Source organism: Hyphomonas sp. (assembly GCF_040882205.1).
Classification (GTDB): Bacteria; Pseudomonadota; Alphaproteobacteria; order Caulobacterales; family Hyphomonadaceae; genus Hyphomonas.
This window is the reverse complement of record NZ_JBBEBT010000155.1, coordinates 1-22,446: the sequence shown is the minus strand read 5'-3', so window position 1 is coordinate 22,446 and position 22,446 is coordinate 1. Positions and strand designations below refer to the sequence as shown.

General features: G+C 64.0%; 29 protein-coding genes and 1 riboswitch. Of the genes, 13 read left to right on the top strand and 16 right to left on the bottom strand.

What is annotated here, in order from left to right:
- Positions 1 to 137 precede the first annotated feature (137 nt).
- Complete coding sequence (gene rdgB, locus WEA77_RS06310; protein ID WP_368067023.1) at positions 138 to 761, top strand: RdgB/HAM1 family non-canonical purine NTP pyrophosphatase; 624 nt, start codon at positions 138 to 140, stop codon at positions 759 to 761.
- Positions 758 to 1,930, top strand: coding sequence for a radical SAM family heme chaperone HemW (gene hemW / locus WEA77_RS06305; protein ID WP_368067022.1), 1,173 nt, complete (start codon positions 758 to 760; stop codon positions 1,928 to 1,930). The genes rdgB and hemW overlap by 4 nt, the downstream gene beginning before the upstream one ends.
- 2 nt (positions 1,931 to 1,932) lie before the next feature.
- On the opposite strand, the gene WEA77_RS06300 is transcribed toward hemW, so the two are convergent.
- The 5 genes from WEA77_RS06300 to WEA77_RS06280 form a co-directional block, all read right to left on the bottom strand.
- Positions 1,933 to 2,832: a tyrosine recombinase XerC gene (locus WEA77_RS06300; protein WP_368067021.1), complete on the bottom strand. Its 900-nt coding sequence runs from the start codon at positions 2,830 to 2,832 to the stop codon at positions 1,933 to 1,935.
- Positions 2,833 to 2,878: 46 nt separating this feature from the next.
- A complete protein-coding gene (locus WEA77_RS06295) occupies positions 2,879 to 3,331 on the bottom strand; it encodes a YcgN family cysteine cluster protein (RefSeq protein WP_368067020.1) in 453 nt (150 codons plus the stop codon).
- Positions 3,328 to 3,606: a GNAT family N-acetyltransferase gene (locus WEA77_RS06290; protein ID WP_368067019.1), complete on the bottom strand. Its 279-nt coding sequence runs from the start codon at positions 3,604 to 3,606 to the stop codon at positions 3,328 to 3,330. Before WEA77_RS06290 ends, WEA77_RS06295 begins: the two co-directional genes overlap by 4 nt.
- A complete protein-coding gene (locus tag WEA77_RS06285) occupies positions 3,603 to 3,872 on the bottom strand; it encodes a GNAT family N-acetyltransferase (protein WP_368067018.1) in 270 nt (89 codons plus the stop codon). Before WEA77_RS06285 ends, WEA77_RS06290 begins: the two co-directional genes overlap by 4 nt.
- 122 nt (positions 3,873 to 3,994) lie before the next feature.
- Positions 3,995 to 4,195 carry a CsbD family protein gene (locus WEA77_RS06280; protein ID WP_368067017.1) on the bottom strand — a complete coding sequence of 67 codons (201 nt, stop codon included), beginning with the start codon at positions 4,193 to 4,195 and terminating at the stop codon, positions 3,995 to 3,997.
- A gap of 76 nt (positions 4,196 to 4,271) precedes the next feature.
- On the opposite strand from WEA77_RS06280, the gene mnmC reads away from it, so the two are divergent.
- A complete protein-coding gene (gene mnmC, locus WEA77_RS06275; RefSeq protein ID WP_368067016.1) occupies positions 4,272 to 6,161 on the top strand; it encodes an FAD-dependent 5-carboxymethylaminomethyl-2-thiouridine(34) oxidoreductase MnmC in 1,890 nt (629 codons plus the stop codon).
- A 6-nt stretch (positions 6,162 to 6,167) separates the two neighbouring features.
- On the opposite strand, the gene WEA77_RS06270 is transcribed toward mnmC, so the two are convergent.
- The 5 genes from WEA77_RS06270 to WEA77_RS06250 all read right to left on the bottom strand — a co-directional run bounded on the left by WEA77_RS06270 (position 6,168) and on the right by WEA77_RS06250 (position 8,058).
- Complete coding sequence (locus tag WEA77_RS06270) at positions 6,168 to 6,353, bottom strand: hypothetical protein (RefSeq protein ID WP_368067015.1); 186 nt, start codon at positions 6,351 to 6,353, stop codon at positions 6,168 to 6,170.
- A gap of 55 nt (positions 6,354 to 6,408) precedes the next feature.
- Positions 6,409 to 6,825, bottom strand: a complete 417-nt coding sequence (gene pspC / locus WEA77_RS06265; RefSeq protein WP_368067014.1) for an envelope stress response membrane protein PspC — start codon at positions 6,823 to 6,825, stop codon at positions 6,409 to 6,411.
- Between the two features lie 14 nt (positions 6,826 to 6,839).
- Complete coding sequence (gene pspB, locus WEA77_RS06260; RefSeq protein ID WP_368067013.1) at positions 6,840 to 7,106, bottom strand: envelope stress response membrane protein PspB; 267 nt, start codon at positions 7,104 to 7,106, stop codon at positions 6,840 to 6,842.
- A 113-nt stretch (positions 7,107 to 7,219) separates the two neighbouring features.
- A complete protein-coding gene (gene pspA / locus WEA77_RS06255; protein WP_368067012.1) occupies positions 7,220 to 7,900 on the bottom strand; it encodes a phage shock protein PspA in 681 nt (226 codons plus the stop codon).
- Positions 7,901 to 7,926: 26 nt separating this feature from the next.
- Positions 7,927 to 8,058 (bottom strand): hypothetical protein, encoded by a 132-nt coding sequence (locus WEA77_RS06250; RefSeq protein WP_368067011.1) that lies wholly within the window; start codon positions 8,056 to 8,058, stop codon positions 7,927 to 7,929.
- Between the two features lie 209 nt (positions 8,059 to 8,267).
- On the opposite strand from WEA77_RS06250, the gene pspF reads away from it, so the two are divergent.
- The 3 genes from pspF (at position 8,268) to WEA77_RS06235 (ending at position 10,502) form a co-directional block, all read left to right on the top strand.
- Positions 8,268 to 9,299, top strand: coding sequence for a phage shock protein operon transcriptional activator (pspF, locus tag WEA77_RS06245; RefSeq protein ID WP_368067010.1), 1,032 nt, complete (start codon positions 8,268 to 8,270; stop codon positions 9,297 to 9,299).
- A gap of 123 nt (positions 9,300 to 9,422) precedes the next feature.
- Entirely contained in the window at positions 9,423 to 10,013 is a 591-nt protein-coding gene (gene raiA / locus WEA77_RS06240) for a ribosome-associated translation inhibitor RaiA (protein ID WP_368067009.1), read from the top strand.
- 21 nt (positions 10,014 to 10,034) lie between these two features.
- On the top strand, positions 10,035 to 10,502 hold the full coding sequence (locus tag WEA77_RS06235) for a PTS sugar transporter subunit IIA (RefSeq protein ID WP_368067008.1): 468 nt from the start codon (positions 10,035 to 10,037) through the stop codon (positions 10,500 to 10,502).
- Between the two features lie 78 nt (positions 10,503 to 10,580).
- On the opposite strand, the gene WEA77_RS06230 is transcribed toward WEA77_RS06235, so the two are convergent.
- The 5 genes from WEA77_RS06230 to WEA77_RS06210 all read right to left on the bottom strand — a co-directional run bounded on the left by WEA77_RS06230 (position 10,581) and on the right by WEA77_RS06210 (position 14,751).
- Entirely contained in the window at positions 10,581 to 12,761 is a 2,181-nt protein-coding gene (locus tag WEA77_RS06230) for a M3 family metallopeptidase (protein WP_368067007.1), read from the bottom strand.
- A 167-nt stretch (positions 12,762 to 12,928) separates the two neighbouring features.
- A complete protein-coding gene (locus tag WEA77_RS06225) occupies positions 12,929 to 13,867 on the bottom strand; it encodes an NAD(P)H-dependent flavin oxidoreductase (RefSeq protein WP_368067006.1) in 939 nt (312 codons plus the stop codon).
- A gap of 72 nt (positions 13,868 to 13,939) precedes the next feature.
- Positions 13,940 to 14,287, bottom strand: coding sequence for a DUF3088 family protein (locus WEA77_RS06220; RefSeq protein WP_368067005.1), 348 nt, complete (start codon positions 14,285 to 14,287; stop codon positions 13,940 to 13,942).
- Positions 14,172 to 14,465, bottom strand: coding sequence for a hypothetical protein (locus WEA77_RS06215; RefSeq protein ID WP_368067004.1), 294 nt, complete (start codon positions 14,463 to 14,465; stop codon positions 14,172 to 14,174). The genes WEA77_RS06220 and WEA77_RS06215 overlap by 116 nt, the downstream gene beginning before the upstream one ends.
- Entirely contained in the window at positions 14,452 to 14,751 is a 300-nt protein-coding gene (locus tag WEA77_RS06210; RefSeq protein WP_368067003.1) for a CBS domain-containing protein, read from the bottom strand. Before WEA77_RS06210 ends, WEA77_RS06215 begins: the two co-directional genes overlap by 14 nt.
- A gap of 173 nt (positions 14,752 to 14,924) precedes the next feature.
- Here WEA77_RS06210 and WEA77_RS06205 point away from each other — a divergent pair, with 173 nt between their 5' ends.
- The 7 genes from WEA77_RS06205 to WEA77_RS06175 all read left to right on the top strand — a co-directional run bounded on the left by WEA77_RS06205 (position 14,925) and on the right by WEA77_RS06175 (position 21,963).
- Positions 14,925 to 15,737: an enoyl-CoA hydratase/isomerase family protein gene (locus WEA77_RS06205; RefSeq protein ID WP_368067002.1), complete on the top strand. Its 813-nt coding sequence runs from the start codon at positions 14,925 to 14,927 to the stop codon at positions 15,735 to 15,737.
- Between the two features lie 144 nt (positions 15,738 to 15,881).
- Positions 15,882 to 15,959, top strand: a riboswitch (SAM riboswitch).
- An 80-nt stretch (positions 15,960 to 16,039) separates the two neighbouring features.
- On the top strand, positions 16,040 to 16,969 hold the full coding sequence (metA, locus tag WEA77_RS06200) for a homoserine O-succinyltransferase (RefSeq protein WP_368067001.1): 930 nt from the start codon (positions 16,040 to 16,042) through the stop codon (positions 16,967 to 16,969).
- Positions 16,970 to 17,098: 129 nt separating this feature from the next.
- Entirely contained in the window at positions 17,099 to 18,325 is a 1,227-nt protein-coding gene (locus WEA77_RS06195; protein ID WP_368067034.1) for an ammonium transporter, read from the top strand.
- Between the two features lie 57 nt (positions 18,326 to 18,382).
- Entirely contained in the window at positions 18,383 to 19,546 is a 1,164-nt protein-coding gene (locus WEA77_RS06190) for an acyl-CoA dehydrogenase family protein (protein WP_368067000.1), read from the top strand.
- Positions 19,543 to 20,433, top strand: a complete 891-nt coding sequence (locus WEA77_RS06185; RefSeq protein ID WP_368066999.1) for a lysophospholipid acyltransferase family protein — start codon at positions 19,543 to 19,545, stop codon at positions 20,431 to 20,433. Before WEA77_RS06190 ends, WEA77_RS06185 begins: the two co-directional genes overlap by 4 nt.
- A gap of 79 nt (positions 20,434 to 20,512) precedes the next feature.
- Complete coding sequence (locus tag WEA77_RS06180) at positions 20,513 to 21,619, top strand: DUF3667 domain-containing protein (RefSeq protein WP_368066998.1); 1,107 nt, start codon at positions 20,513 to 20,515, stop codon at positions 21,617 to 21,619.
- Positions 21,616 to 21,963: an MmcQ/YjbR family DNA-binding protein gene (locus WEA77_RS06175; RefSeq protein WP_368066997.1), complete on the top strand. Its 348-nt coding sequence runs from the start codon at positions 21,616 to 21,618 to the stop codon at positions 21,961 to 21,963. The genes WEA77_RS06180 and WEA77_RS06175 overlap by 4 nt, the downstream gene beginning before the upstream one ends.
- Before the next feature lie 4 nt (positions 21,964 to 21,967).
- Here WEA77_RS06175 and WEA77_RS06170 read toward each other — a convergent pair.
- Positions 21,968 to 22,446 (bottom strand): enoyl-CoA hydratase-related protein (locus WEA77_RS06170; RefSeq protein WP_368066995.1); only part of this gene is annotated, 479 nt, incomplete at its 5' end.

Sequence of the window (22,446 nt, the reverse complement as noted above, 5' to 3'; positions counted from 1 at the left end):
CGTCCGGTGTGCGCCATACCTAGTCTTTTCACCCTCTGTCCTTGATGATCTATGAAGCGAGACTTTGCCAGCGCGTTGTCCCATTATTACCGAATAACGATATATGAGTTCGCGTACAACGCAAGAATGGAGCCAGTATGGCAGTGAATCACGCCGAATCGCCCCCCCGGCTCGTTCCTGGACGCCTTCTGGCGGCCACGCACAACAAGGGCAAGGTCGAAGAATTGAAGGCCCTGTTCGAACCGCATGGGTTCAATGTGGTTTCGGCCCTCGATCTCGGGCTCGAAGAACCTGAGGAAACGGAGGCGACTTTTACCGGTAATGCCCTCTTGAAGGCCCGCGCGGCTATGCGGGCCTGCGGCCTGCCGGCGCTGTCGGACGATTCCGGGCTGGCGGTCACAGCGCTCGGCGGTGAGCCGGGTATCTATTCCGCGCGCTGGGCCGGCGAGCCGCGTGACTTCTACCGCGCCATGCAGCGCGTTGAAGACGCCCTGAAAGCCAGCGGGTCTGCCGACCGGTCTGCGAAGTTCGTCTGCGCCCTGGCGGTCGTCTGGCCAGACGGGCAGGAGGCTGTGTTTGAAGGCGAGGTGCATGGCCAGCTGGTCTGGCCTCCGCGGGGTGACCGGGGCTTCGGCTATGATCCAGTCTTCGTGGCGACCGGCGAGACGATTACCTTCGGCGAGATGGACCCCGAACGGAAACACGCGATGAGCCACCGGGCGGAAGCCGTGAAGAAACTTCGCGCGACGCTGCTTGCGTGACCCTCACGCCAGCCCCCTTCGGTCCGCATTTCGGATTCGGCCTCTACGTTCATTGGCCGTACTGCACGCGCATCTGCCCGTATTGCGATTTCAACGTCTATGCCGCTAAGGACCGCGCCAGCGGGCCGCTCATCGAAGCGATCGCCGCCGACATTGCCGCCCACCGCCCGCGCATGCCGCAGCACGGCCGGCTGGATACGATCTATTTCGGCGGCGGCACGCCGGCGTTGCTGCGCCCGGATGAGCTCGGCAGGATCCTGCTCGCGGCGTCCGAGACGTTCGGCATCAAAAACGGCGCGGAGATCACGCTCGAAGCGAACCCCAATAACGTGCTGCGCGCCGACCTCGCCGGCCTGCAGCGGGCTGGGGTGACGCGGCTGTCGATCGGTGTGCAGTCGCTGCGCGATTCCGCGCTGGCTTTCCTCGGGCGCGACCATGATGCGACGTCGGCCGCCAAGGCGGTGGAACGTGCACTGAAGGTCTTTGACTCGGTGTCGATCGATCTCATCTATGCCCGTCCTGGCCAGAGCCCGGCGAGCTGGGAAGCCGAACTCGGCGACGCGCTGGCGCTCGGCGCGCCGCACCTTTCCCTTTATGAGCTGACCTTCGAGCCAAAGACCCCGTTCGGTCTTGCGGCCCAGCGCGGTGACATTTCGCCGATGGGGGATGATCCCCAGGCAGACCTCTATGAGCTGACGCAGGCGGTCACTTCGGCGGCGGGCATGCCCGCTTACGAAGTCTCGAACCATGCTGCCTCTCCGGAGCACCAGTCCCGGCATAACCTGATCTACTGGCGCGGCGGGGACTGGGTCGGTGTTGGCCCCGGCGCACATGGCCGGCTGTCGGTCGGCGGCGGGCGCTATGCGAGCGAGGCGGAGCGCCGGCCCGAAGCCTACATCGCGAATGTGCAGGCGCTGCAGAGCGGTTGGGGGGATGCGGCGCGGCTAGAGCCGCTGGACATCGCGCGCGAACTGCTCGCGATGGGCCTGCGGACGGCCGAAGGCGTGGACCTGCGCCGCGTGGAAACCGTCTCCGGCCAGCCGGTGGCGCGCGATAAGATTGCGGTCTTTGTAGAGAAAGGCTGGGCCGAAGTGGTGGGCGCTGAGCTGCGACTGACACCGGGCGGGCGGCTGCTGGCGGACGCGATCACGGCGGCGCTCAGCCCCTGATCTCAGGCGCGCGGATGGGCGGCGGCGTGCACAGCGCGCAGACGGCTTGAATCAACGCCCGTATAGACCTGCGTCGTCGAGAGAGAGGCGTGCCCCAGCAATGTCTGGATGGCCCGAAGGTCGGCGCCGTTTGACAGGAGATGCGTCGCGAAGGAGTGGCGCAGGGCATGCGGCGTTGCGGTTTCCGGCAGGCCGAGCAGGCCGCGCAGCATCTGCATACGGCCCTGGATGATACGTGGACTGAGTGGCCCGCCCTTGGCGCCCCGGAACAAGACGCCGCTCTTTGTCAGCGCATAGGGGCAGAGCCGCGCATAATGATTGATCGCCTCGCGCACCGGCGCAAGCAGCGGCACGAGGCGCACCTTGCCGCCTTTGCCTGAAACGCGAAGGCGCTCCGGCGCCGGGACATCGACGCCCGTCAGACCGAGAGCTTCCGAGATCCGCAGGCCCGAGCCGTAGAGCAGCGACAGAACGGCCAGATCCCGCGCGGCGATCCAGGGCTCGGCGTCCGGTTCGGTCTCGGCCTCGTGCAGGATGTCCTTCGCCGCCTCGATAGAGACCGGCCGGGGCAGGCGCGGCGCGCGGCGGGGCCCTTGCAGGTAGCCGATCTCGGCATTCTCCAGTCCGTGCGCGCGGCTCATCCAGCGGTAAAGCGCCTTGATCGAAGAGAGCAGGCGGGCAATCGAGGCATCTGCCAGCCCGTCACGGCGGCGTGCCGCGAGATAAGCGCGGATGTCGCGCGCTTTCAGGCCCGACAGAGCCTTCAGGGTCGGCTCATGCCCGAGATGCCCGCGCAGGAAGCCGAAGAAGGCCGAAAGATCCGAACCATAGGCATCGACCGTTTTGGCGGCCATCCGGCGCTCATTGGCAAGATGCGAGAGAAAGGCGGGCAGCACGTCCATCAGGCCATGATGCCGCGCCGGGCTTAAGGGCGTGTTACGCCAGGGTTCAGGGCTCAGTGCCGTCCCAGTCGATCACCCAGTCGATTTCATCTTCCTCGAAGACCGTGTCTTCCGAGACCGTCCGCCCCCGGATGGAATGGCCGGTCTCATGGATGCGCTGTCGGTCTCCGCAGATCAGGTGGTGCCAGTCCGGCAGGTCCTTGCGCTCATGCACCAGACGGTAGGCGCAGGTGCGCGGGAGCCAGTCCACCGTGCGAACGATCTCGGGCGTCAGCTGCACGCAGTCCGGCACATGCTTGCGGCGGTTGGTATAGTCCGAGCACTGGCATGTGCTGCCGTCAAACAGGCGGCAGTGCAGGCGCGTATAGGCGAGCTCCTTGGTATCCTCGTCCTCAAGCTTGACGACACAGCATTTGCCACAGCCATCACAGAGCGATTCCCACTCCGCGCCGTCCATCTGGTCGAGCATTTTGGTCTTCCAGAACGGGAGGTCGGTCATGCGAGCAATTTTGCCCAAACCGGTGACTTGTCAATCAGCGCGCTGGCGAACCAGCAGGAAGAGGAGACAGTCTCGCCATCTGCGATGATATCTTCCATCGCCCGCGTCACCAGCCGCCTTCCCAGCCCCTGGCCGCCGAGGGCATCTGGCACAATCGTGTGCGTGATGCGGCGATGGCCGGGCTTTGATCGTTGATAGGTGAGGTAGGCCTCGACGCCGTCAATCACAAGGCTGTAGCGACGGCGCGCGGCGTCATGCTTGATCGTATCGGTCACGCCAGTACATCCTGCCATTCAGGATGCTTGCCAATCTGCGCCTTCGCAAAGGGGCAGAGCGGGATGATCTTGATGCCGGCGGCGCACTGCACGAGCGCCTGCCCGGCGCCTTTGCCGCGCAGGGCGTCCGGCACGCCGGTGTGATCAATGATAATACGCGTGGTGCCCGCCCTGGAATAGGTCATCCCGGCGGTCTGGCCGTCGATCGTGGTGAGGTAGCGGCCACCGCCTTTGCCGTCTTCGCGGGTGACAAAAATGTCGCTCATGCCCTTTTCCTTGCGTGTCGGTTCACGCCGGAAAGTGGAGGCCGGGCGGGGAAAGCGCAATGGCTTGCCCGCGATAGCGTTTATGCGAGGCAAGGGCCCCAGCCCCGGTCGCCCGCCCTCATTTACTTGCGGTAGTCGTCTTTCCGGTTGTCTTCCTTGCGGACAGCGTCCTTGACGTCGCCGACTTTCTTGCGGATTTCGCCTTCGGCCTGGTTCAGCTTGCCTTCGGCTTCCATCTTCTTGTTGCCGGTCAGTTTGCCGGCGCCTTCTTTGACGTGGCCTTCAGCCTTTTTGGCTTCGCCCTTCAGATGTTCCTTGTCCATTTGGAAAGTTCCTTTCAGTTGCGCCGCATGTTTGCGGACACTCAAACAACGCGAACACGCCGGAGGGGTTCCGCGCATGACCCTTCTCAAGACAGCTCCGGCGGGTTACTTCGGCGCAATGCCCCGCCTCCTCCTGCACCCCGAACTCGACTGGACGGCAGACGGCGCGCCCCACGCGCGCCGGCACGGCGATGTATACTTCTCAGCGCAGGACGGGCTCGCCGAAACCCGCACGGTTTTCCTTAAGGGATGCGGTTTGCCGGAGGCCTGGGCGGGGCGGGACCGGTTCAGCGTGGCCGAGACCGGCTTCGGATCGGGGCTGAACTTCCTCGCGCTCTGGCAGCTCTGGCGCAAGCATCGCCCGTCGCCGGGCGCGCAGCTCACCTTCGTCAGCTTCGAAGCCTATCCGCTCCGGCAGGGCGACGCGCGGCGCGCGCTGTCGGCCTGGCCTGAACTCGCGGAAAGCGCGGGCGCGCTCGCGGACCAGTGGCCGGCGCCAGTGCGCGGTACACGGAGCATCGCATTCGCTGACGGCGTCCGCCTGATCCTGTATCTCGGCGGTATCGCAGAGATGCTGCCGCAAACTGCGTTCAAGGCGGATGCCTGGTTCCTCGACGGGTTCAGTCCCGCCAGGAACCAAGACATGTGGGACGCATGGATCTATCCCGAGATCGCCGCGCGGTCAGCGCCGGGCGCCCGGCTTGGCACGTTCACGGTGGCCGGCGCCGTGCGGCGCGGGCTGACGGAAGCAGGGTTCGAGGTGTCGAAGGCCGAAGGACATGGCCGCAAGCGTGAGAGAACTGAAGCGCGCCTGGTGCAGGCGCTCCCGGTAGCCGCAGACGCCTTCGGCCTGCGCAGCCCCCGGCAGGCCCCGCGCCGGGCGGCGATTCTGGGCGCCGGTATTGCAGGGGCAACACTGGCGCGCGCCCTCACGGCGCTGGGGATCGAAACAGACGTGTTTGATCCCGCCACCGGCCCGGCGGCCGGCGCCAGTGGCAATCCGCTCGCGCTGCTGATGCCGCGTCTCGATGCGGGCGACACCGCCGAGGCGGGCCTGCTGCTGGACGCCTATCTCACAGCCCGCGCGGCCTATGGCGGGCTCCCGGAAGCAGCGTATGCGGATGTTCTGCAATCCCCGCGTAATCCGGCCGAGGCCGCTCGCTTCGAGAAGCTGCTTGCCGATCCGCCGTTGCCGCTTGAGGATCTCGAGGCCGTTCGCGGGGGCGGGCTGCTGCACAAGCGCGCGCTGATCCTGCGTCCGGCCGCGCTGGTCGCACACCTCCTTGAGGGCGTCACCTGTCATTTCGGAACAGCTCCGTCTGTCTCTCTGGCGGACCGCTCCGTCGACGGACGAACCTATGATGCAGTCATTCTTGCGAATGGTATGGCTGCGGCGGCGCTTTTGCCGGGCTTGCCGCTGGAGGCACGTCTCGGTCAGGTCGATTTCCTTGAAACGGGTGTTGAGGCGCCGGCGTCTGCCCTTGCTTCGGGCAGCTACGCGCTGGCGCTGGGGCGCGGGCGTCTGTGGGGTGCGACTTTCGAGCCGTCCGGCGCAGACTTCGCGCCTGCCGGAAAGCCATCGGCGCGCGCCGAAAATCTCGCCGGGGTCGAGCGTCTGTCGCCCTACTGGGTGCGCGATGCGCAGGAAGGCCCGATCACGTCGCGGGCAAGCCTGCGCGCCACGACGCCGGACCGCCTGCCACTGATCGGCGCCGTGCCGGACCACGCGGCAGCATTGGACGTGTTCTCGCCGATGAAAAAGGGGCGGGCCGTGGATGCGCACGCCCCTATCATGCCGGGTGTTTATGTGGCCGGTGGCTACGGCGCGCGGGGTTTCACCTGGGCCCCGTGGGCAGCTGGTGTGCTGGCGGCACGGTTGGCCGGCTTACCCGCGCCGGCGACGCTGCCGGCACTTCGCGCGGTAAGCCCGATGCGCTTTGTCTTCCGCGCCCTGCGGCGCGCCTGACCTGGCTCAGGGCGCCCGTACGAAGGAAACGACGAGGCCGTCTTCGTGCTGCGACTGGACGCTCAGCAGCACTTCGCCAAGCTGCATCGACAGGCCGCCCTGAAAGTGCGTGAAGGTGAGCGCCGCAACCAGAACCGCCAGCGCAAGCGCGCCGAGCAGCGGGTTGTTGCGTAGAAGTGTCCCCTTGGTCATTGGTCCGGTCCTTGGTCGGAAAGTCGCTGGTTGGGAATGGCGGGACGGTCAGGTGTCAGTTGCCCTTTTCGAGATCCTTGAACTCCTGGCGCAGGCGCCATTCGTCCGAGGTCACGGTGCGTTCGATGGTCTTCAGCCGCTCTTCGAGGTCCATGAAGGAGTACTTGATGGTCCCGAAGGTGGCGCGCGGACGGTCCGAGACACCGCGCCAGAACGCGTCTTCCTCGGCGGAGAAGTTGCCATAGCCGATTGGCGCGCGGGGCGTGATCAGGCAGATCACGATGTAAGCGACAATCGCGACGGGCCCCATCATGAACATTGTGAGCAGGACCGTCAGGATACGGACGAGAATGGGTTCCCAGCCGAAGCGTTCTGCAATGCCACCGCAGACACCGGCGATGACACTGTCATTGCGCGAGCGGAAGAAGCGCCTGGGGTTACGCGAGCTGTAGGGGTCGTAGGAATGGGACAAGGGATCATGTCTCCTTATTCGTCGAAAGTGGAGCGGGACGGGCGAGGCGGACGGCGCGGGGCGTCCGCCTCGGTTTTCTCAAGAAGGGCTTCGAGGGACTCGATACGCCGTTCCATCGCCTTGGCGGAGCGCCAGAGGTCTTCGAGCATCCGTTCATCGTCTGGCTGCAGCGTTTTCTGCCGGCGCCACATGGTGACGTAGTGCAGGATCATGCCCGGCAAGACGATGAAGAGGGCAACCGTGCCGACAATGGCAATCAGCGCGATGGAGGCTTCGTCCATCAGGCCCCTCCCTCAAACTTGCGGCGGGCAATGGCGCGGCTTTCCGCGATCAGGCCCGGAGCGCAGATGAGGGCGAGCACGCCGATCAGCACAGAAACAGACATCGGCATCGATCAGCCCTCCGCTTTCTTCGAGGCCGAGCGGCCCCTGCGGGCCTTCAGCGCGGCGAGTTCCTTCTCGACCGACTCATTTTGCTCGAGCTCGGCGAACTCCTGCGCGAGGTTCGGCTCGCTTCCGCGGATGGCATCGGCATAAGCCTCCATCTCGTCGACCTTGCGTTCGAGGTTGGCATAGCGGGCGATCGCCTCGTCGGCGCGGCCGTCATAGAGCTGGCTGCGCATGCGGATGCGTTGCTCGGCGGCCTCGCGGCGCATTACCAACGCGCGGTGCTTGGCTTTCGCCTCGTCGAGCTTGGCCTGCAGCTTGACCAGGTCTTCCTGGCGCCGGCCGAAGGCTTCCTCGGCGATGCCCATGGCTTCCTGCCGGCGGACGATTTCGCCGTCAGCTTTCTGCCTGGCCAGCAGTGCGCCGCGGGCAAGGTCCTCGCGGCCCTTGTCGATGGCGAGTTCGGCTTTTGCGGCCCAGTCGTCCCGGGCGGCCGAGAAATGAACGATTTCGCGTTCCATTTCTTTCTTGTCGGCCATGGCGCGCGCTGCAGAGGTGCGCACTTCGACCAGCGTGTCTTCCATTTCCTGGATGATCAGGCGGGCAATTTTTTCGGGGTTTTCGGCGCCGTCCAGCATCGCATTGAGGTTCGAGTTGATGATGTCGCCGAGGCGGGAGAAGAGACCCATTGTCAGTTTCCTTTCTTGGTCCCGGATCAGAAGAAGAAGCCGCCGAGGAACACGCCCACGGCAAAGAACATCCATGTTTCAGCAGACCGCGTGGACAGCCAGCGGCCCAAGCGGCCGGCATCTGAGCGGGGCGGGTAGCGGTAGTCCTGGTCGTTCATCGTCTTCATTGTTCCTTCGATTGGGTTGGCAACGCCCGTCGCCTGATGGCTCTGTTGATTTCAAGGAACGTGCCAGTTTTGGATTAACTCTATAAGTCCTTGAAATTAATCGATAAAAATCTTGAAGTAGCGCGCTTGTTAAGAAATAAAAGGTCAGTTTAACTAAAATAATGGTCGAAACTGCAATACAGATTGGTTAATTACACCTCATGCAGGACCGATCAAAGCAGCTCATTGGAGAATCGCCGTCCTGGCTGAGCGCCCAGGAGCATGCGAGCCGGGTCGCACCGCTCGATCGGTCGGTGCTCGTCATCGGCGAGCGCGGCACCGGCAAGGAACTGATCGGCGAGCGATTGCACTTCCTGTCAAAACGCTGGGAAGGCCCCTTCGTGAAGGTGAACTGCGCGGCCCTGACTGAAACGCTGCTGGATTCTGAACTGTTCGGGCACGAGCGTGGCGCCTTCACCGGCGCCACAGAACAGCGGCGCGGCCGGTTCGAGCTGGCCGATGGCGGCACGATCTTCCTCGACGAGATCGCCACCGCCGGGGAGGCGTTGCAGGAAAAGCTGCTGCGCATCGTCGAGTATGGCGAGTTCCAGCGCGTCGGCGGCTCCAAAGTCCTGACCACCAATGTGCGCATCGTCGCCGCTACCAACGCGGACCTGCCGGGCCTCGCAGAAGCCGGGAGGTTCCGCTGGGATCTGCTCGACCGGCTCTCCTTCGATGTCATCACCCTGCCGCCGCTGCGGGCAAGGGACGGCGACAAGAGCCTGCTGGCGGACTTTTTCGCGCGCCGGTTGGCGGTCGAGCTGGCGCAGGACTTTCCAGGCTTTGCGCCCTCGGCCATCGAGGCGATCGAGGCGCATGACTGGCCGGGCAATGTTCGCGAGCTTCGCAACTTCGCCGAGCGCCTCGCCCACCGCGCACTGATCATGGCGCCGGATGATCCGGTTCAGTTCGACCCTGCCGCGCTGGACCCCTTCGCGTCGCCCTGGAGGCCGTCGGCGCCTGTGGAAAAACCCTCAACAAACCGTCCTCAGGAAGCACCAGACTTATGGACGGTTGCGGGCGGATTTCCGGAGGCAGTGCGCCTCTACGAGCTTCGCCTGATCGACGCGGCCCTCGCCCGTGCGCAGGGTCATCAGGGCCGGGCGGCAGAGGCCCTCGGGCTCACCTACCACCAGCTGCGCGGCCTCCTGAAGAAGCACGGCTATGCCCGACCCGCAAAGTCCGGCGCGTGAAGCCCTCAGCCTCACAAACGCTTGAAGATTACCGATTCTTGCCCCGGGAAGGTCCTAAATAGGGTCGCGTCCCGGTTTGCTTTGGGTCATAGTAAAGTGGCGATAACCGCAAAGGAGACGCGCATGCAGATTCAGATCACCGGCAAGCACATGAACCTCGGCGACGCGATGCGAGACCGGATCGAAGCGGGTCTTGAGGCTGCGGTTGCGAAGTACTTCAACCGGACCGGCGAGGCGAATGTCTTTGTCTCGCAGCAGGGTCCGTTCGTGGAAGTCGACTGCAATGTGCATCTGCCATCCGGAATCGTCCTTCAATCCACTGGCCGCGCAGATGATCCATATGCGGCGCTGGAAGCCAGCCTCGAAAAGATGGAAAAGCGGGTGCGCCGCTACAAGCGCCGCCTGAAGGACCACCACGCTGCCGCGCCGCAGCCACTGCCGGCCTCGCCGGCCGCCGAGTCGCTTATTCTCGTCTCAGACACGGATGATTCAGAAGATACGGGTATGGAAACGGGAGACGCTCCCCTTACAGTTGCAGAAACGAGCGTTCAGATCCGGACCATGAGTGTTTCGGAGGCAGTCATGCAGCTCGAATTGCAGGATGTCCCGGCATTGATGTTCAGGAACGCTGGCCATGATGGCCTGAATATGGTCTACCGCCGCCCCGACGGGCATATTGGGTGGGTTGACCCCGCCATTGCGCCCCGCACCTGAGTGTCACGGAACCCTAGATTGATGGCCACTGATCTGAGTGCCCTGCTGCAAGACGGGGTGATTATCCCGCTTCAGGACGTGCCCAGCCGCAAGCAGGCAATCCATGCCCTGTGCGAAGCGCTGAGCGCTGCGACCGGTATTGCACCGCGCGTGATCGAGGATGCCGTGATGGAACGCGAACGCCTCGGCTCCACAGGTGTCGGCGAAGGTGTTGCGATCCCGCATGCCCGCCTGCCGGGTCTCGAGAAGCCGGTGGGCGGTTTCATGCGCCTGCTGCACGGCGTCGATTTCGAAGCCATCGACGAGCGCCCCTGCGATCTCGTTTTCATGCTGCTGGCGCCAGATGGTTCGGGCGCCGACCATCTGCGCGCGCTCGCGCAGGTCAGTCGCGTCTTCCGCCAGGGTCCCGTACGCGACGGCCTGCGCAAGGCCCGCACGGTCGAGGATGTCCGCGCCGTCATCTGCAAGGAATCGGTCGTCAACGGCTGATCCGGCCCCGGTCTTCCCCAACAAGAAAAAGCCCCGCCATCGCTGGCGGGGCTTTTGTTTTGGGGCAGGGCGCCCGCCTTAGCCTTCGGCCGGTGCCGGATCGGCGAAGCCGCGGTTGCGCAAGAGGGGCTCGATCCCTGGATCCGAGCCGCGGAAGTTGCGGTAAAGTTCGTCCGTCTCACGCAGGCCGCCGGACTCGAAGACCCACTTCTTCAGCTTCGCGGCGAGTTCAGGATTGTAGATGTCACCGGACTGCTTGAATGCATCAAAACCGTCCGCATCCAGAATTTCCGCCCAGAGATATGCGTAATAGCCGGCCGAATAGCCGCCATCGAAGATGTGGGAGAAGTAAGTCGATCGGTAACGCGGCTCGATCGTTTCCGGGATGTTGTACTTCTTCAGCACGCCCAGTTCGAAGGCGCGCGCGTCGGTGATCGCGGCGGCTTCTTCCGAGGTCAGCATGTGCCAGTGCAGGTCAATCAGCGAGGCCGCGATGTATTCGGTGGTCTTGAAGCCCTGATTGAAGGTCGCCGCCTTGTTCATCTTGTCGATCAAGGCCTGCGGGATCACTTCGCCGGTCTGGTGGTGGCGGGCAAACTCGGCCAGCACGATGGGCTCACCTGCCCAGTGTTCCATCACCTGCGCCGGGAACTCGACATAGTCCGGGCCGCCGAAGGTGCCGGAGAAGGACGGGTAGCGGATCGTGGTGAGCAGGCCGTGCAGGCCGTGGCCGAATTCGTGGAACAGGGTCTCCACGCCGTTATAGTCCATCAGGGCCGGCGCGCCCTGCGCAGGCGGAACAAGGTTCATGTTATTGGTGATGATCGGACGGATGACCTTGCCGTCTATGGCAGAGGCGTCGCGGTAACCGCTCATCCAGGCGCCGCCGCGTTTGGAATCGCGGGAGAACATGTCGATCATGAACAAGCCAAGATGCGCGCCCGTCGCATTGTCCTTCACGTCGAAGGATTCGACTGTCGGATGCCAGCCCGCAACCTCCACCGGCTCCAGCGTGATGTTGAAGAGGCGTTCGGCGACTTCGAACGCGCCTTCGCGCACGTTATCCAGCTGGAAGTAGGGGCGCAGCTGTCCCTCGTCGAAGGCATATTTGTCGGTGCGGACTTTCTCCGCGTAGTGCCACCAGTCGGCGCCGGTGATGGGGCGGCCGGCGAGTTTTTCCATGTCCGCCTGTTCCTCGGCGGCGCGTTTCAGGGCTGGCTCCAGCACCTTGCCGAGGAAATCGATCGCCGCTTCCGGCGTCTTCGCCATGCGGTTTTCGATCACGTAATGGGCATGGCTCTTGTAGCCCATAAGCTCGGCGCGCCTGGCCCGAAGCTGGGCGATCTTGAGGATCAGCGGATTGTTGTCAAACTCGCCGGTTGATGAGCGCTGGCGGTAACCGTCAAACAGCTGCTGGCGGAGTTCCGCATCCTCGGCATTGGTCATGAAACCTTCGAAGACCGGGCGGTCGAGACCGATTTCCCAGGTCTTGTTGCCGTCGGCGTCGAGGGCGTTCCTGAAGTCCGCCGAAAGGCCGCCGAGCCGGGCCTCGTCCGTGACCATGAGCTTGAAGCCCTTGGAAGCGGCGAGCAGGTTCTGGCCATAGGTGGTCGTCAGGCCGGACAGTTCGGCGTTGATCTTCGAGACTTCGGCTTGGACATCTGACGAGAGGCCGGCGCCGGCGCGCATGAAGTTGCGATGTGTCAGCTCGAGGAGGCGGGCGTCCTGCTCGTCGAGGCCGAGGCGGTCTTTCTGGTCATAGACGGCCTTCACGCGGGCGAAGAGGACCGGGTTGAAGGTGATGGCGTCCCGCTCAGTCGACAGCATCGGATAGATCTCGGCTTCGAGCGCCTGGATTTCCGGATTGGTGTCGGTGCTGGAGAGGTTGCCGAAAACGCCCATCGCCTTGGCCAGCGACTGGCCCGAACGTTCGAGGGCGAGGATCGTGTTCTCGAAGGTAGGGCCTTCTTTACTGTCCACGATGGCCTGGATTTCGCCGCGCGTTTCCAGGATGCCCTTTAGGATGGCCGGCTTGAAATGCCCGGTCCCGATCTCGGCAAAGGGCGGGGCGCCGTACTGACCGGTCCACTCCGCGCGCAGCGGGTTTCCTTCCAGTTCGGCGTCCGTGACCGTGATTTCAGGCAGTTTAATCTGGACAGCGGCAGCGGCGGGCTTGTCGCCGGCGGTGCCGCCGCAGGCGGCCGTGGCGACGAGAGCGAGAGCGGCCGCGCCGCCCTTCAGGGCTTCAGACATCTTCATCAGTCTTCCTCTGGAAATGATTATGTGGGGGCTGTTTAGCGGCCCTGCATAGCGATTTCCAATAAAAAAGGGCAGCGAAGGGCGGATTTGATCCGAATCTGACCCGAAACCGCCACTGGCCCGATACTGGCCCGGCCGGAACCCGGCCCGAACCCCGCAAGACGCGATCAGCGCGGCAGGTGGGAGACGACCCGGTGATACTCTTCGAGCGTCTCCTCGAAGATCTGGGCGATGGGCTTCACCTCGGAGATACGTCCTGCCACCTGGCCGGTGAGGGCGATGCCGGCTTCAAGATTGCCGCCGAAATAGACGTCCTGGGTGCCCGCAAACTCGCCGAAGATATTGGGGGAGCCTTCCTTCTCGAGGCGCGTGGTGCGCTCGGTGCGCAGGGCGCGTAATGCGGGGCCGGGGCCCTGCCGGTTAAGGAAGACGGTGTCGGTAGAATCGGCACCAACGATGGCTTCCTTCCAGTTGGCATGCACCGGGCTTTCTGCGGACGAGAGGATGCGCGTGCCCATCAGCACGCCTTCGGCGCCGAGGGCGAAGGCGGCGGCCATGGTGCGCCCGTCCATGATTCCACCAGCCGCGACGACCGGGACGGAGACCTTCTCGCAGACCTGCGGGATCAGCACCATCGAGGCGACATCCTTGGGGTTCTTGAAGCCTCCGCCTTCGCCGCCCTCCACGATCAGTCCGTCAACGCCCGCTTCGATGGCCCGCATTGCGCCGGAGAGGGAAGGGACGACGTGGAAGACGGTAAGGCCTGCTTCCTTAAGCATGCCGGTGTATTTCATCGGGTCGCCGGCGGAAGTGGTGACGAACTTGATGCCCTCGTCGATGATGAACTGCACGATGTTCGGATCGCGGACAAAAGCCTGCGCAACGTTCACGCCGAAGGGCTTCGTCGTCAGCGACTGCATCTTCTTGATCTCGCCGCGGATCGCATCGAGTTCGCCAGACGAGGTCTCGATGATGCCCATGCCGCCGGCATTCGAGACGGCGGAAGACAGCTGGCTGCGCGCGATCCAGCCCATCGCGGCCTGGATGATCGGCTTCTCGATGCCCAGCATTTCGGTGATGCGGGTCTTCACGGGCGCTGCGGGCATGGATTTCCTCCGGCGGGGTTCTTGGTGTTGTCGGAACTAGAAGGCCCTGACGCAGCGGGAGGCAAGGGGGCGTCAGTGCCCGCGCGGGACGGGCGTGCCATGCAATGCGGAGAAGTGTTTGGCGATCAGGCGGGCGGAGGGCAGGTAGGTGTGGCCGTTCGATTGCGTGTAGGGGACACTCTCTGCACGGGGACTATCAGCATGCAGCACAAGAGTTGGCGCGTTGTGGCGGCCCTCGCTCAGCAGCGCGGTGATCGGCGCGCGGGGATGGTCGATGCCGACATAAACGATATCCAGCGTTTCCTTAAGGGCGGGATACCAGGAGAGCAGGCCCCAGAGCTCGGCGCATTCCGGGCAGAATTCGCGCCGGCCATTGGCAGCAAAGCCGGGCGGCAGGAGAAAGAGTGTATCGCGGGGCATGGGCAGGGCACCTTGGTTGCCCGACCTTCCTAGCGCCGGACGACAGCCATGTCGCGCAGGACGTTGATCTCCCCTCCATCTCGCGCAGCTGCTTGAGGATGGCCCGGATGCCGACGACGCCAATCGGGCGTTTGTCATCGTCGATCACAACGACATGCCGGATCCTATGGAACGCCATCGTCTTTACGGCCGCGTCTAGCCGCGCGCTCGGGCGTCACCGTGATGACGTTGCGTGTCATCCACGTCTCGACGATGGCATGCGCGGCGGATCCGCTGCCGCCATGCAGGGCGCGGATGATATCCTGGTCCGACAGGATGCCCGCCAGCTGGCCGCAAGAGCCGGTGACCGCGATGGCGTTGGCGCCGTCAGTTACCCGGCGGGCGACGCCAGTCATCAGATGGGCCTGCGGACTGCACGCCAGCGGCGGCGTATTGGCGGTTCCGATAAGGGACTGAATGGTCATGGGGCGCGCTCCATCGCCTGCGATCAGGGCGCGCAGCCGGGGGCTGCTGCGCCGCCCCTTTCCGCATGGGAAGAGGGCCATCGTTGCGCCTTGCTGGCAAGGAAAGCTGGCCCCCCCGTGACTTCTCTGGCCGCCGCATTAGGGTGTGTGGAGACACAGACCGGAGGCAGACCATGAGCGCGAACTACGATATCACGAAAGACAAATGGGAGCGCTTCACCTTCGAGCGGAAAGACCGTATACTGACGGCCTTCATCACCTCCACGCATCCGGTGAACGGCGTGGACGAGCAGATGCATACCGAGCTGGCCCTGATTTTCAATTGCCTGCAGCGGGACTCGCAGAGTGATCTGATCATCCTCTCCGGCAAGGGCAGGGCTTTCTGTGCGGGTGGGGACTTCGACTGGTTCGAGGAACAGATCGCGCATCCGGAACGCTTCCGCGCCATTGGCTGGGACGCCAAGCAGATCGTCGTCACGCTGCTGCAGATGGAAAAGCCGATCATCTGCCGTATGAATGGCGCAGCGGCTGGGCTTGGGGCCACGATTGCGCTCTTGTGCGATGTGATCATCGCCGACGAGACGGCGAAAATCGGTGATCCGCATGTGAAGGTTGGCCTAGTGGCGGGCGATGGCGGCGCGCTGATCTGGCCGCAGCTGATCGGCTTCGCCAAGGCCAAGGAACTCTTGATGACCGGGGACTTGCTCGACGCGAAAGAAGCCCAGCGGCTGGGCCTCATCAACTACGCGGTCCATGCCAGCGAACTGGACGCGAAGGTCAACGAGATCACCGGCAAGATCCTCGCCAATCCGAAATGGGCCGTGCGCTGGACAAAGACCACCGCGAACATCCCGCTGCGGGCGCTCGCCGCGCAGCTGATGGATGCCAGCATCGGCTGGGAGAGCGTGTCGAACTATCTCTCAGACCGGCGCGAGGCGGTGACGGCGTTCAAGGAAAAACGTGCCCCGAAGCTGACGGGGGAGTAGTCCGGGCCGATCTCCGGCCTCCCGCTGAATTCACCATAGCTGAAATTTGGGGCAATCCTGGGGAGAAAAGGCAACAGAAAGAAGCCCTGCACCCCGTTTGCCTGAATTCGTCCCTGTATTTGACGCCGCGCCCTTCCCATACTAGGTGCTTCTTGTGGTGATTTGGCCGGCCGGCTTGCAGCCACGTTAAACAACTCGCTAAAGGGCCGAGATGCAGGATCAACCCCTATACGGGCGGCCTGCCTTTCTTCCCCATGCGATGCGTTTTGAAGCCTGAAGCGGGCCGACAGGGACGTTTAGCCATGCCGATTCGGATTCCCGACACGCTGCCTGCAGCCGAGACGCTGAAGCGCGAGGGCGTGGCCGTGATGCGCGAGACCGATGCCGTGCGCCAGGACATCCGCCCCCTGCAGATCGGCCTGCTCAACCTGATGCCCAACAAGATCCGTACGGAGACACAGCTCGCCCGGCTGATCGGCGCCTCGCCCTTGCAGGTCGAACTGACGCTTGTGCGCGTCGGCGGCCACCAGCCAAAGAACACCTCCGCCGACCATCTGATCAGCTTTTATCGGACCTGGGAGGAGATTCGTGACCGGAAGTTCGACGGGCTGATTGTAACCGGCGCGCCCATCGAGCAGATGCCCTTTAAAGAGGTGACCTACTGGCACGAGCTGAGCCGGATTTTCGACTGGACACGGACGAATGTGCATTCGCCGTTCTATATCTGCTGGGGCGCAATGGCGGCGGCCTGGCATTTTCACGGCCTGCCGAAGTACCAGCTGGACCGGAAGGCCTTTGGGGTCTTCCGGCAGAGAAACCTTGCGCCCGCCTCGCCCTATCTTTCCGGCTTTTCGGATGACTTCCTGATCCCCGTCTCGCGCTGGACCGAGGTGCGCCGCGAAGACATCGAGGCGCGCCCCGCGCTTGACCTTTTGGTGGATTGCGAGAAGACCGGGCCATGCCTTCTGCAGGATGGCGCCCGCCGCAGCCTCTACATGTTCAACCATGTCGAGTATGATTCCTTCTCGCTGAAGGAAGAATACGAGCGTGACATCGCGCAGGGCTTGCCCATCGCGGTGCCGCATAATTATTTCCCCGGCGATGATCCGGCCCGCTCGCCGCTGAACCGCTGGCGCAGCCACGCGCATCTGCTGTTCGGAAACTGGATCAACCAGACCTATCAGTCGACACCTTATGATCTGTCCGCCATCGGCGGGCTTGCGCCGACTTGAAAAGTTTGGTCACTCCCGCAGGCAACAAAATCATAAACGGCTCGGGGAGGGCACCAGACCATGACACACCGGCCAGAAGGCCGCACCCTCGGGGTGCGCGTATTCGTGCTGCTTACGCCCTTCCTGGCGATGGCCGCGCCCGCCTTCGCAGACACCGGCGATACAGCCTGGATTCTCACCGCAACGGCGCTCGTCCTGTTCATGACGCTGCCAGGCCTTGCGCTGTTCTATGGCGGCCTGGTGCAGGGCAAGAACCTCCTGTCGGTGCTCGCGCAGTGCCTTGCGATTGCGTGCCTCATGTCTCTACTCTGGGTCGTGGCGGGCTATTCCATCGCCTTCGGCGGCGAAGGCGCGTTCTGGGGCGGGTTCGGAAAAGCCTTCCTCGCCGGGATCGGCCCTGACGCGGTTGTCGGCACCATCCCGGAGTCGGTCTTCGTGATGTTCCAGATGGCCTTCGCCGTCATCACCCCGGCGCTGATCGTCGGGGCCTATGCCGAGCGGGTGAACTTTGCTGCGGTGCTTGCCTTCAGCGGCCTCTGGATGTTGCTCGTCTACGCGCCCGTTGCCCACTGGGTATGGGGCGGCGGCTGGCTTGCGGCGATGGGTGTCACCGACTTTGCCGGCGGTCTCGTCGTGCACGCTACTGCCGGCGTCAGTTCGCTCGTCTTTGTACTGATGATGGGCAAGCGAGGCGTGTTTCCGGCCGAGCTGCGCCCGCCGCATAATCCCGCTTTCGTTATGCTCGGCGCCTCGATGCTCTGGGTCGGCTGGTTCGGCTTCAATGCCGGTTCGGCGCTCGGCGCAAACGCCGCGGCTGGTCAGGCGATGCTCGTGACCCACATCTCGGCGGCGACCGCTGCGCTGGTCTGGATGGCCATCGAGTGGTTGAAGTTCGGCAAGCCCACGCTGGTAGGCATTGCCACCGGCACGATTGCGGGCCTTGCCACTATCACCCCGGCGGCAGGCTCTGTCGGTCCGGCCGGCGCGCTGGTGATCGGCACGATGGCGTCACTTATCTGCTACGCCGCCGTCGTCTATATTCGAGGCCGTCTGAAGATAGATGACAGCCTGGACGTGTTCGCGGTTCACGGGGTCGGCGGCATCCTCGGCACACTCAGCGTGCCCGTGCTGGCGGGCTTCGGGCCGATGGCGCCCGGGCTGGGCGGCATGTCCTTTGCCGAAAAGGCCGTTGCCCAGCTCACCGGTGTGGTCAGCGTCTGTGTCTATTCGGTCCTTGTTTCCGCCATCATCCTGCTGGCCATCCGGCAGGTGGTGCGTCTGCGTGTCAGCCCCGACGACGAGGCGAACGGGCTCGATACCGCGACGCACGGCGAGTCTGCGACTGGCCATGGCTGACCGCGCACAAGTTGTTCGCCCTTTCCTCCGCCGCAAATCCAGTTTCTAGTCGAGCAGATGTCCACATCCTTTTCCGCTGAGCCTGAACACGTCACCGAAATCCGTCGCCAGCTGACGCGCTGGGTGGCGGAGAAGATGCCGCGCGAGAAGCGGCGCGAATGGGACAGGGCGGCTACCTGGGACCGGGACCTCTTCCGCGAACTGGCGGCCATGGGACTGGTCGGCCTGACGATTCCCGAGGAGTATGGCGGTCAGGGGGAGGATATCTATGCCGCCGCCGCAGTGATCGAGGAACTCTGTCAGGGCGGACCCAGCATGGCCGGGCCGTTCATCCATGCGGCCTTCTATGGCGGACTGAATATCTCCGAGAACGGATCAAAGGCACAGAAGGAAGCGCTTCTGCCAAAGCTCGCGCGCGGCGAGATGTTCCTCTGCTACGGCCTGTCCGAGCCGAATGTCGGCGGCGACCTGCCAAGCGTCGAAACACGGGTCGAGCGCAAGGACGGAGAGCTGATCCTGAGCGGTGCCAAGCGCTGGTGCACCGGTGCGGACTGGTCAGATTACATCTATTGCCTCTGCCGTTCGGGTGAACCGGGCGACCGGCACGGGAACCTGACCTTTGTCCTTGTGCCGACCAATGCCAGGGGCGTCAGCATGCAGCCGATCGAACACTCTAACCTGCGCTACACGCATTCAATGGACGTTTATCTCGATGACGTGCGCCTGCCGGAAAGCGCCATCGTGGGCGGTCCGGAAAAGTGGAACAAGGGCTGGGAAGCGCTGGCGGGCCGCGCGCTGGATGTCGAGAAGATCGAGATCACGGCGGTCGCTTACGGCATTGCCCGCGCTGCGCTGGAAGAGGCCTGGAAATATGCGGGCGAGCGCGTTCAGTTCGGCAAGCCCATCGGCAAGCACCAGGCGGTTGCCCACAAGCTCGTAACGGCACGCACGAAACTCGCCGCGTGCCGCCACATGCTCTACCATGCCGCCTGGCTCGCCGGCGAGGGGAAGCCTTGCTCGGCGGAGACAGCAATGGCGAAACTGTTCGTCGCCGATACCGGCGTCGAGATCGGACTCGCCTGCCAGCAGGTGATCGGCGCTTATGGGCTATCGGATGCGTATGACATTGAGCGCAACGTGCGCGAACTGCTCAGTATGCCGATAGTCGGTGGCTCGTCCGACATGCAGAAGAATAATCTCGCGCGGATGTGGCGGCTTTGACGGACGTCGAAGCGGCCCCGGAGCTTTCCTACGCGGCCTATTTCGAGGATCCGCTCAAGCGCAGGCTGGTGCAAGCGGTGGAGCGGCTCTCCGGACAGCCCAAGATCAAGCAGCTCTATGACCATTACCGCGCCGCGCTCTCGCGCGACGTGCCCTTCTTCGAGGCGGCCATCCGGCTGCTTGATCTCGACGTGCAGTTCTCCGCCAGCAAACATGCGCTGATTCAGCGCGAAGGCCCGCTCGTGGTCGTCGCGAACCATCCTTTCGGCGTGCTCGACGGTCTGGTCATCAGCTGGTTGATCAGTTTGCGGCGGCCGGATTTCAAGGTGCTTGCCAATTCCGTGCTCGACGGCGTGCCGGAGGCGCGGCCATATCTGCTGCCGGTCGATTTCGGCGCGACGCGAGAAGCTGTCGAGGCGAATGTCGCGATGCGCAAGGCCGCGCTGGCGCATGTCAAAGGCGGCGGCTGCATCGTCGTGTTCCCAAGCGGCGGGGTCGCGACGACGCCCCGCCCGTTTGATCCGCTGGCAGTCGATGACGAGTGGAAGCCGTTCACGGCAAAACTGATCACGCAGAGCCGCGCGCACGTGACGCCGATCTTCTTCGACGGGCAGAACTCCCGTCTTTTCCAGATCGCGTCGCATCTCTCGCTGGAGCTGCGCCTCGCGCTTGTGTTCCGCGAAGTGCGCCGCCGGATGGGCAAGACACTGCGCGTCGAGATCGGTGAAACGCTGACGCCCGAAACGCTGGACGCCGCCGGCAAGCGACGCGGCCTGATGGACTTCCTGCGCGAGCAGACCTACGCGCTCGCCCCGGACGGCAAGGCGCCGCGCTACCGGGCGGCCGGTGTGCGATTCCAGGCCAACAAACCGAAAATCTTCCGCTAGACGCCCCTGACGCAAGAAGCCGATTGCGCGGTCGCTAAGTCCCTGTGAAAACCAGTCCGTGACGGCGGGGAGTGTGGCCATGAGTGACGAATTCGGTGCGGCCGCAGACACCGCCATCGAACAGGCCGCAGCCGATGCGGCGGCCAGCCTCTGCAGCAAGACGGGCCCCGTGACCGAACCGAACTGCCTCAACTGCGGCGCCTTGCTGGCCGGTGAGTTCTGCCATGATTGCGGCCAGAGCGCGCGCAGCATCCGGCGCCCGTTCTGGTCGCTCGTTGGGGAAACTCTGGAGACCTTTTTCTCTATCGATGGCCGCATCGCGGGCACCCTGCCGGACCTGATGCTGCGCCCAGGCCGGATGACGCGCGCATATCTCGACGGTAAGCGCGCGCGCTTCATTCCGGCTTTCCGCCTCTATGTGCTCGCCTCGCTGATCTTCTTCGTGGTGATGCCGCTGATCACCGGGCAGGCAACGGTCAGTTTCAACAACTCGCCGTCGATGGAAGAGGCGCGGGCCGAGGTCGAGACGTCATTCGAGGCAGGCGAGATAACCGAGGCGGAATACCAGCAGGCCCTGAAGGTGCTGGAAGACGTGGATGCAGCCTGGAAAGGCGCCATCCCGGGTCTTGTGCCTGAACCGCCTGCAGCTCCGGGCGAGGCGCCGCTGGCTGAAGCCGAACCGGCCCCGGAAAAGGAATGGGCCGGCTTCGTGCCGAAGTCTGCCATCGAGGCCGCGCGCGATGCAGGCGAGGCCGGAAATGAAGACGCAGCCAGGTTCGCCGACGTGATGGAAGATCCGGCGCGCCTTGCCCGGCAGACGCAGGAATGGATTCCGCGCCTGATGTTCGTGTTGCTTCCGGTCTATGCGTTGCTGCTGGCGCTGACCTATCTTTGGCGTCGCCAGTTCCTCTTTTTTGATCACCTGGTAGTTTCGCTGCACTTCCATTCGGCCCTGTTCTTCGCGATGTCGGCGGGCTTCCTTGTCTCGCTGCTGATCGGGGCCGGCTGGGTCACGCTGGCGCTGCTTGTCTATTCCAACTGGTATCTCTACCGGCTCCACCGCGTCGTCTATGGCCGCAGCGGGCATTCCTCAGTCCTGCGGACGATCACGCTGGATGTGGTTTATCTCTTCGTGCTGCTGTCGGGGCTGCTCACGGCGGTGATCCTCGGCGCGTTGTCGCTATGATCACGCCGGCGAACCTCCGCAAGGCTGCGCTCGCCTTGCCCCGCGCGCTGGAGCGCCCACACTTCGACTGGGCGAGCTTCCGGGTCGATGCGCCGAAGGGCAAGATCTTCTGCACCCTGCCGCCCCACCATGAGTTCTCGAACGTCTTCCTGACGGTCGACGAGCAGCGGATGTTGTGTGAGGCGGAGCCTGACATCTTCTTCCCGGTGCCCAACAAGTGGGGCGAGAAGGGGGCGACCTCCATCCGCCTCAAGGCTTGTGACACGGCCACACTGTGCTCGGCGCTTGTGATGTCCTGGCGCCATGCGGCGCCGTTGAAAATCCATCCTGAACTGAAGCTCTGATCTTTCAAACGCCCTTGAACACCGGCGGGCGTTTCTCGACGAAGGCGAGCGAGGCCGCCTTGTGGTCTTCGGTCATCATCGTGCGCACCATGTGCGCCGCTTCCATGTCGAGCACTTCGGAAAGCGTCGCGCTGGCGGCAAGGTTCAGGTTCTTCTTCATGTAGCCGATCGCCACGGTGGGCAGCCCGGCCAGATAGCGCGCCTTTTTCCTGGCGGCCTCTTCAAACTGTTCCGGCGCGACGGCCTCGTTGACGATACCCAGCCGTGCGGCCTCCTCGCCTGAGATAATGTCGGCTGTAAAGTACAGCTCCCGTGCCTTCGCCTCGCCGACCAGCTTGGTGAGGAAAAACGAACCGCCGTAATCGCCGCTTGCGCCAATCTTGGAGAAGGCCGTCGTCAGCTTGGCGGTGGTGGTGCAGATCCGCATGTCGCAGGCCAGCGCCAGAGACAGGCCCGCACCCGCCGCCGGACCCGGCATCACGG

Coding starts and splice junctions, on each gene's coding strand:
- rdgB (WP_368067023.1), top strand. CDS start 138: ATGGCAGTGAATCACGCCGAATCGCCCCCCCGGCTCGTTCCTGGACGC.
- WEA77_RS06300 (WP_368067021.1), bottom strand. CDS start 2,832: ATGGACGTGCTGCCCGCCTTTCTCTCGCATCTTGCCAATGAGCGCCGG.
- WEA77_RS06295 (WP_368067020.1), bottom strand. CDS start 3,331: ATGACCGACCTCCCGTTCTGGAAGACCAAAATGCTCGACCAGATGGAC.
- WEA77_RS06285 (WP_368067018.1), bottom strand. CDS start 3,872: ATGAGCGACATTTTTGTCACCCGCGAAGACGGCAAAGGCGGTGGCCGC.
- WEA77_RS06280 (WP_368067017.1), bottom strand. CDS start 4,195: ATGGACAAGGAACATCTGAAGGGCGAAGCCAAAAAGGCTGAAGGCCAC.
- mnmC (WP_368067016.1), top strand. CDS start 4,272: ATGACCCTTCTCAAGACAGCTCCGGCGGGTTACTTCGGCGCAATGCCC.
- WEA77_RS06270 (WP_368067015.1), bottom strand. CDS start 6,353: ATGACCAAGGGGACACTTCTACGCAACAACCCGCTGCTCGGCGCGCTT.
- pspB (WP_368067013.1), bottom strand. CDS start 7,106: ATGGACGAAGCCTCCATCGCGCTGATTGCCATTGTCGGCACGGTTGCC.
- pspA (WP_368067012.1), bottom strand. CDS start 7,900: ATGGGTCTCTTCTCCCGCCTCGGCGACATCATCAACTCGAACCTCAAT.
- WEA77_RS06250 (WP_368067011.1), bottom strand. CDS start 8,058: ATGAACGACCAGGACTACCGCTACCCGCCCCGCTCAGATGCCGGCCGC.
- pspF (WP_368067010.1), top strand. CDS start 8,268: ATGCAGGACCGATCAAAGCAGCTCATTGGAGAATCGCCGTCCTGGCTG.
- raiA (WP_368067009.1), top strand. CDS start 9,423: ATGCAGATTCAGATCACCGGCAAGCACATGAACCTCGGCGACGCGATG.
- WEA77_RS06235 (WP_368067008.1), top strand. CDS start 10,035: ATGGCCACTGATCTGAGTGCCCTGCTGCAAGACGGGGTGATTATCCCG.
- WEA77_RS06230 (WP_368067007.1), bottom strand. CDS start 12,761: ATGAAGATGTCTGAAGCCCTGAAGGGCGGCGCGGCCGCTCTCGCTCTC.
- WEA77_RS06225 (WP_368067006.1), bottom strand. CDS start 13,867: ATGCCCGCAGCGCCCGTGAAGACCCGCATCACCGAAATGCTGGGCATC.
- WEA77_RS06220 (WP_368067005.1), bottom strand. CDS start 14,287: ATGCCCCGCGATACACTCTTTCTCCTGCCGCCCGGCTTTGCTGCCAAT.
- WEA77_RS06215 (WP_368067004.1), bottom strand. CDS start 14,465: ATGGCGTTCCATAGGATCCGGCATGTCGTTGTGATCGACGATGACAAA.
- WEA77_RS06210 (WP_368067003.1), bottom strand. CDS start 14,751: ATGACCATTCAGTCCCTTATCGGAACCGCCAATACGCCGCCGCTGGCG.
- WEA77_RS06205 (WP_368067002.1), top strand. CDS start 14,925: ATGAGCGCGAACTACGATATCACGAAAGACAAATGGGAGCGCTTCACC.
- metA (WP_368067001.1), top strand. CDS start 16,040: ATGCCGATTCGGATTCCCGACACGCTGCCTGCAGCCGAGACGCTGAAG.
- WEA77_RS06195 (WP_368067034.1), top strand. CDS start 17,099: ATGGCCGCGCCCGCCTTCGCAGACACCGGCGATACAGCCTGGATTCTC.
- WEA77_RS06190 (WP_368067000.1), top strand. CDS start 18,383: ATGTCCACATCCTTTTCCGCTGAGCCTGAACACGTCACCGAAATCCGT.
- WEA77_RS06180 (WP_368066998.1), top strand. CDS start 20,513: ATGAGTGACGAATTCGGTGCGGCCGCAGACACCGCCATCGAACAGGCC.
- WEA77_RS06175 (WP_368066997.1), top strand. CDS start 21,616: ATGATCACGCCGGCGAACCTCCGCAAGGCTGCGCTCGCCTTGCCCCGC.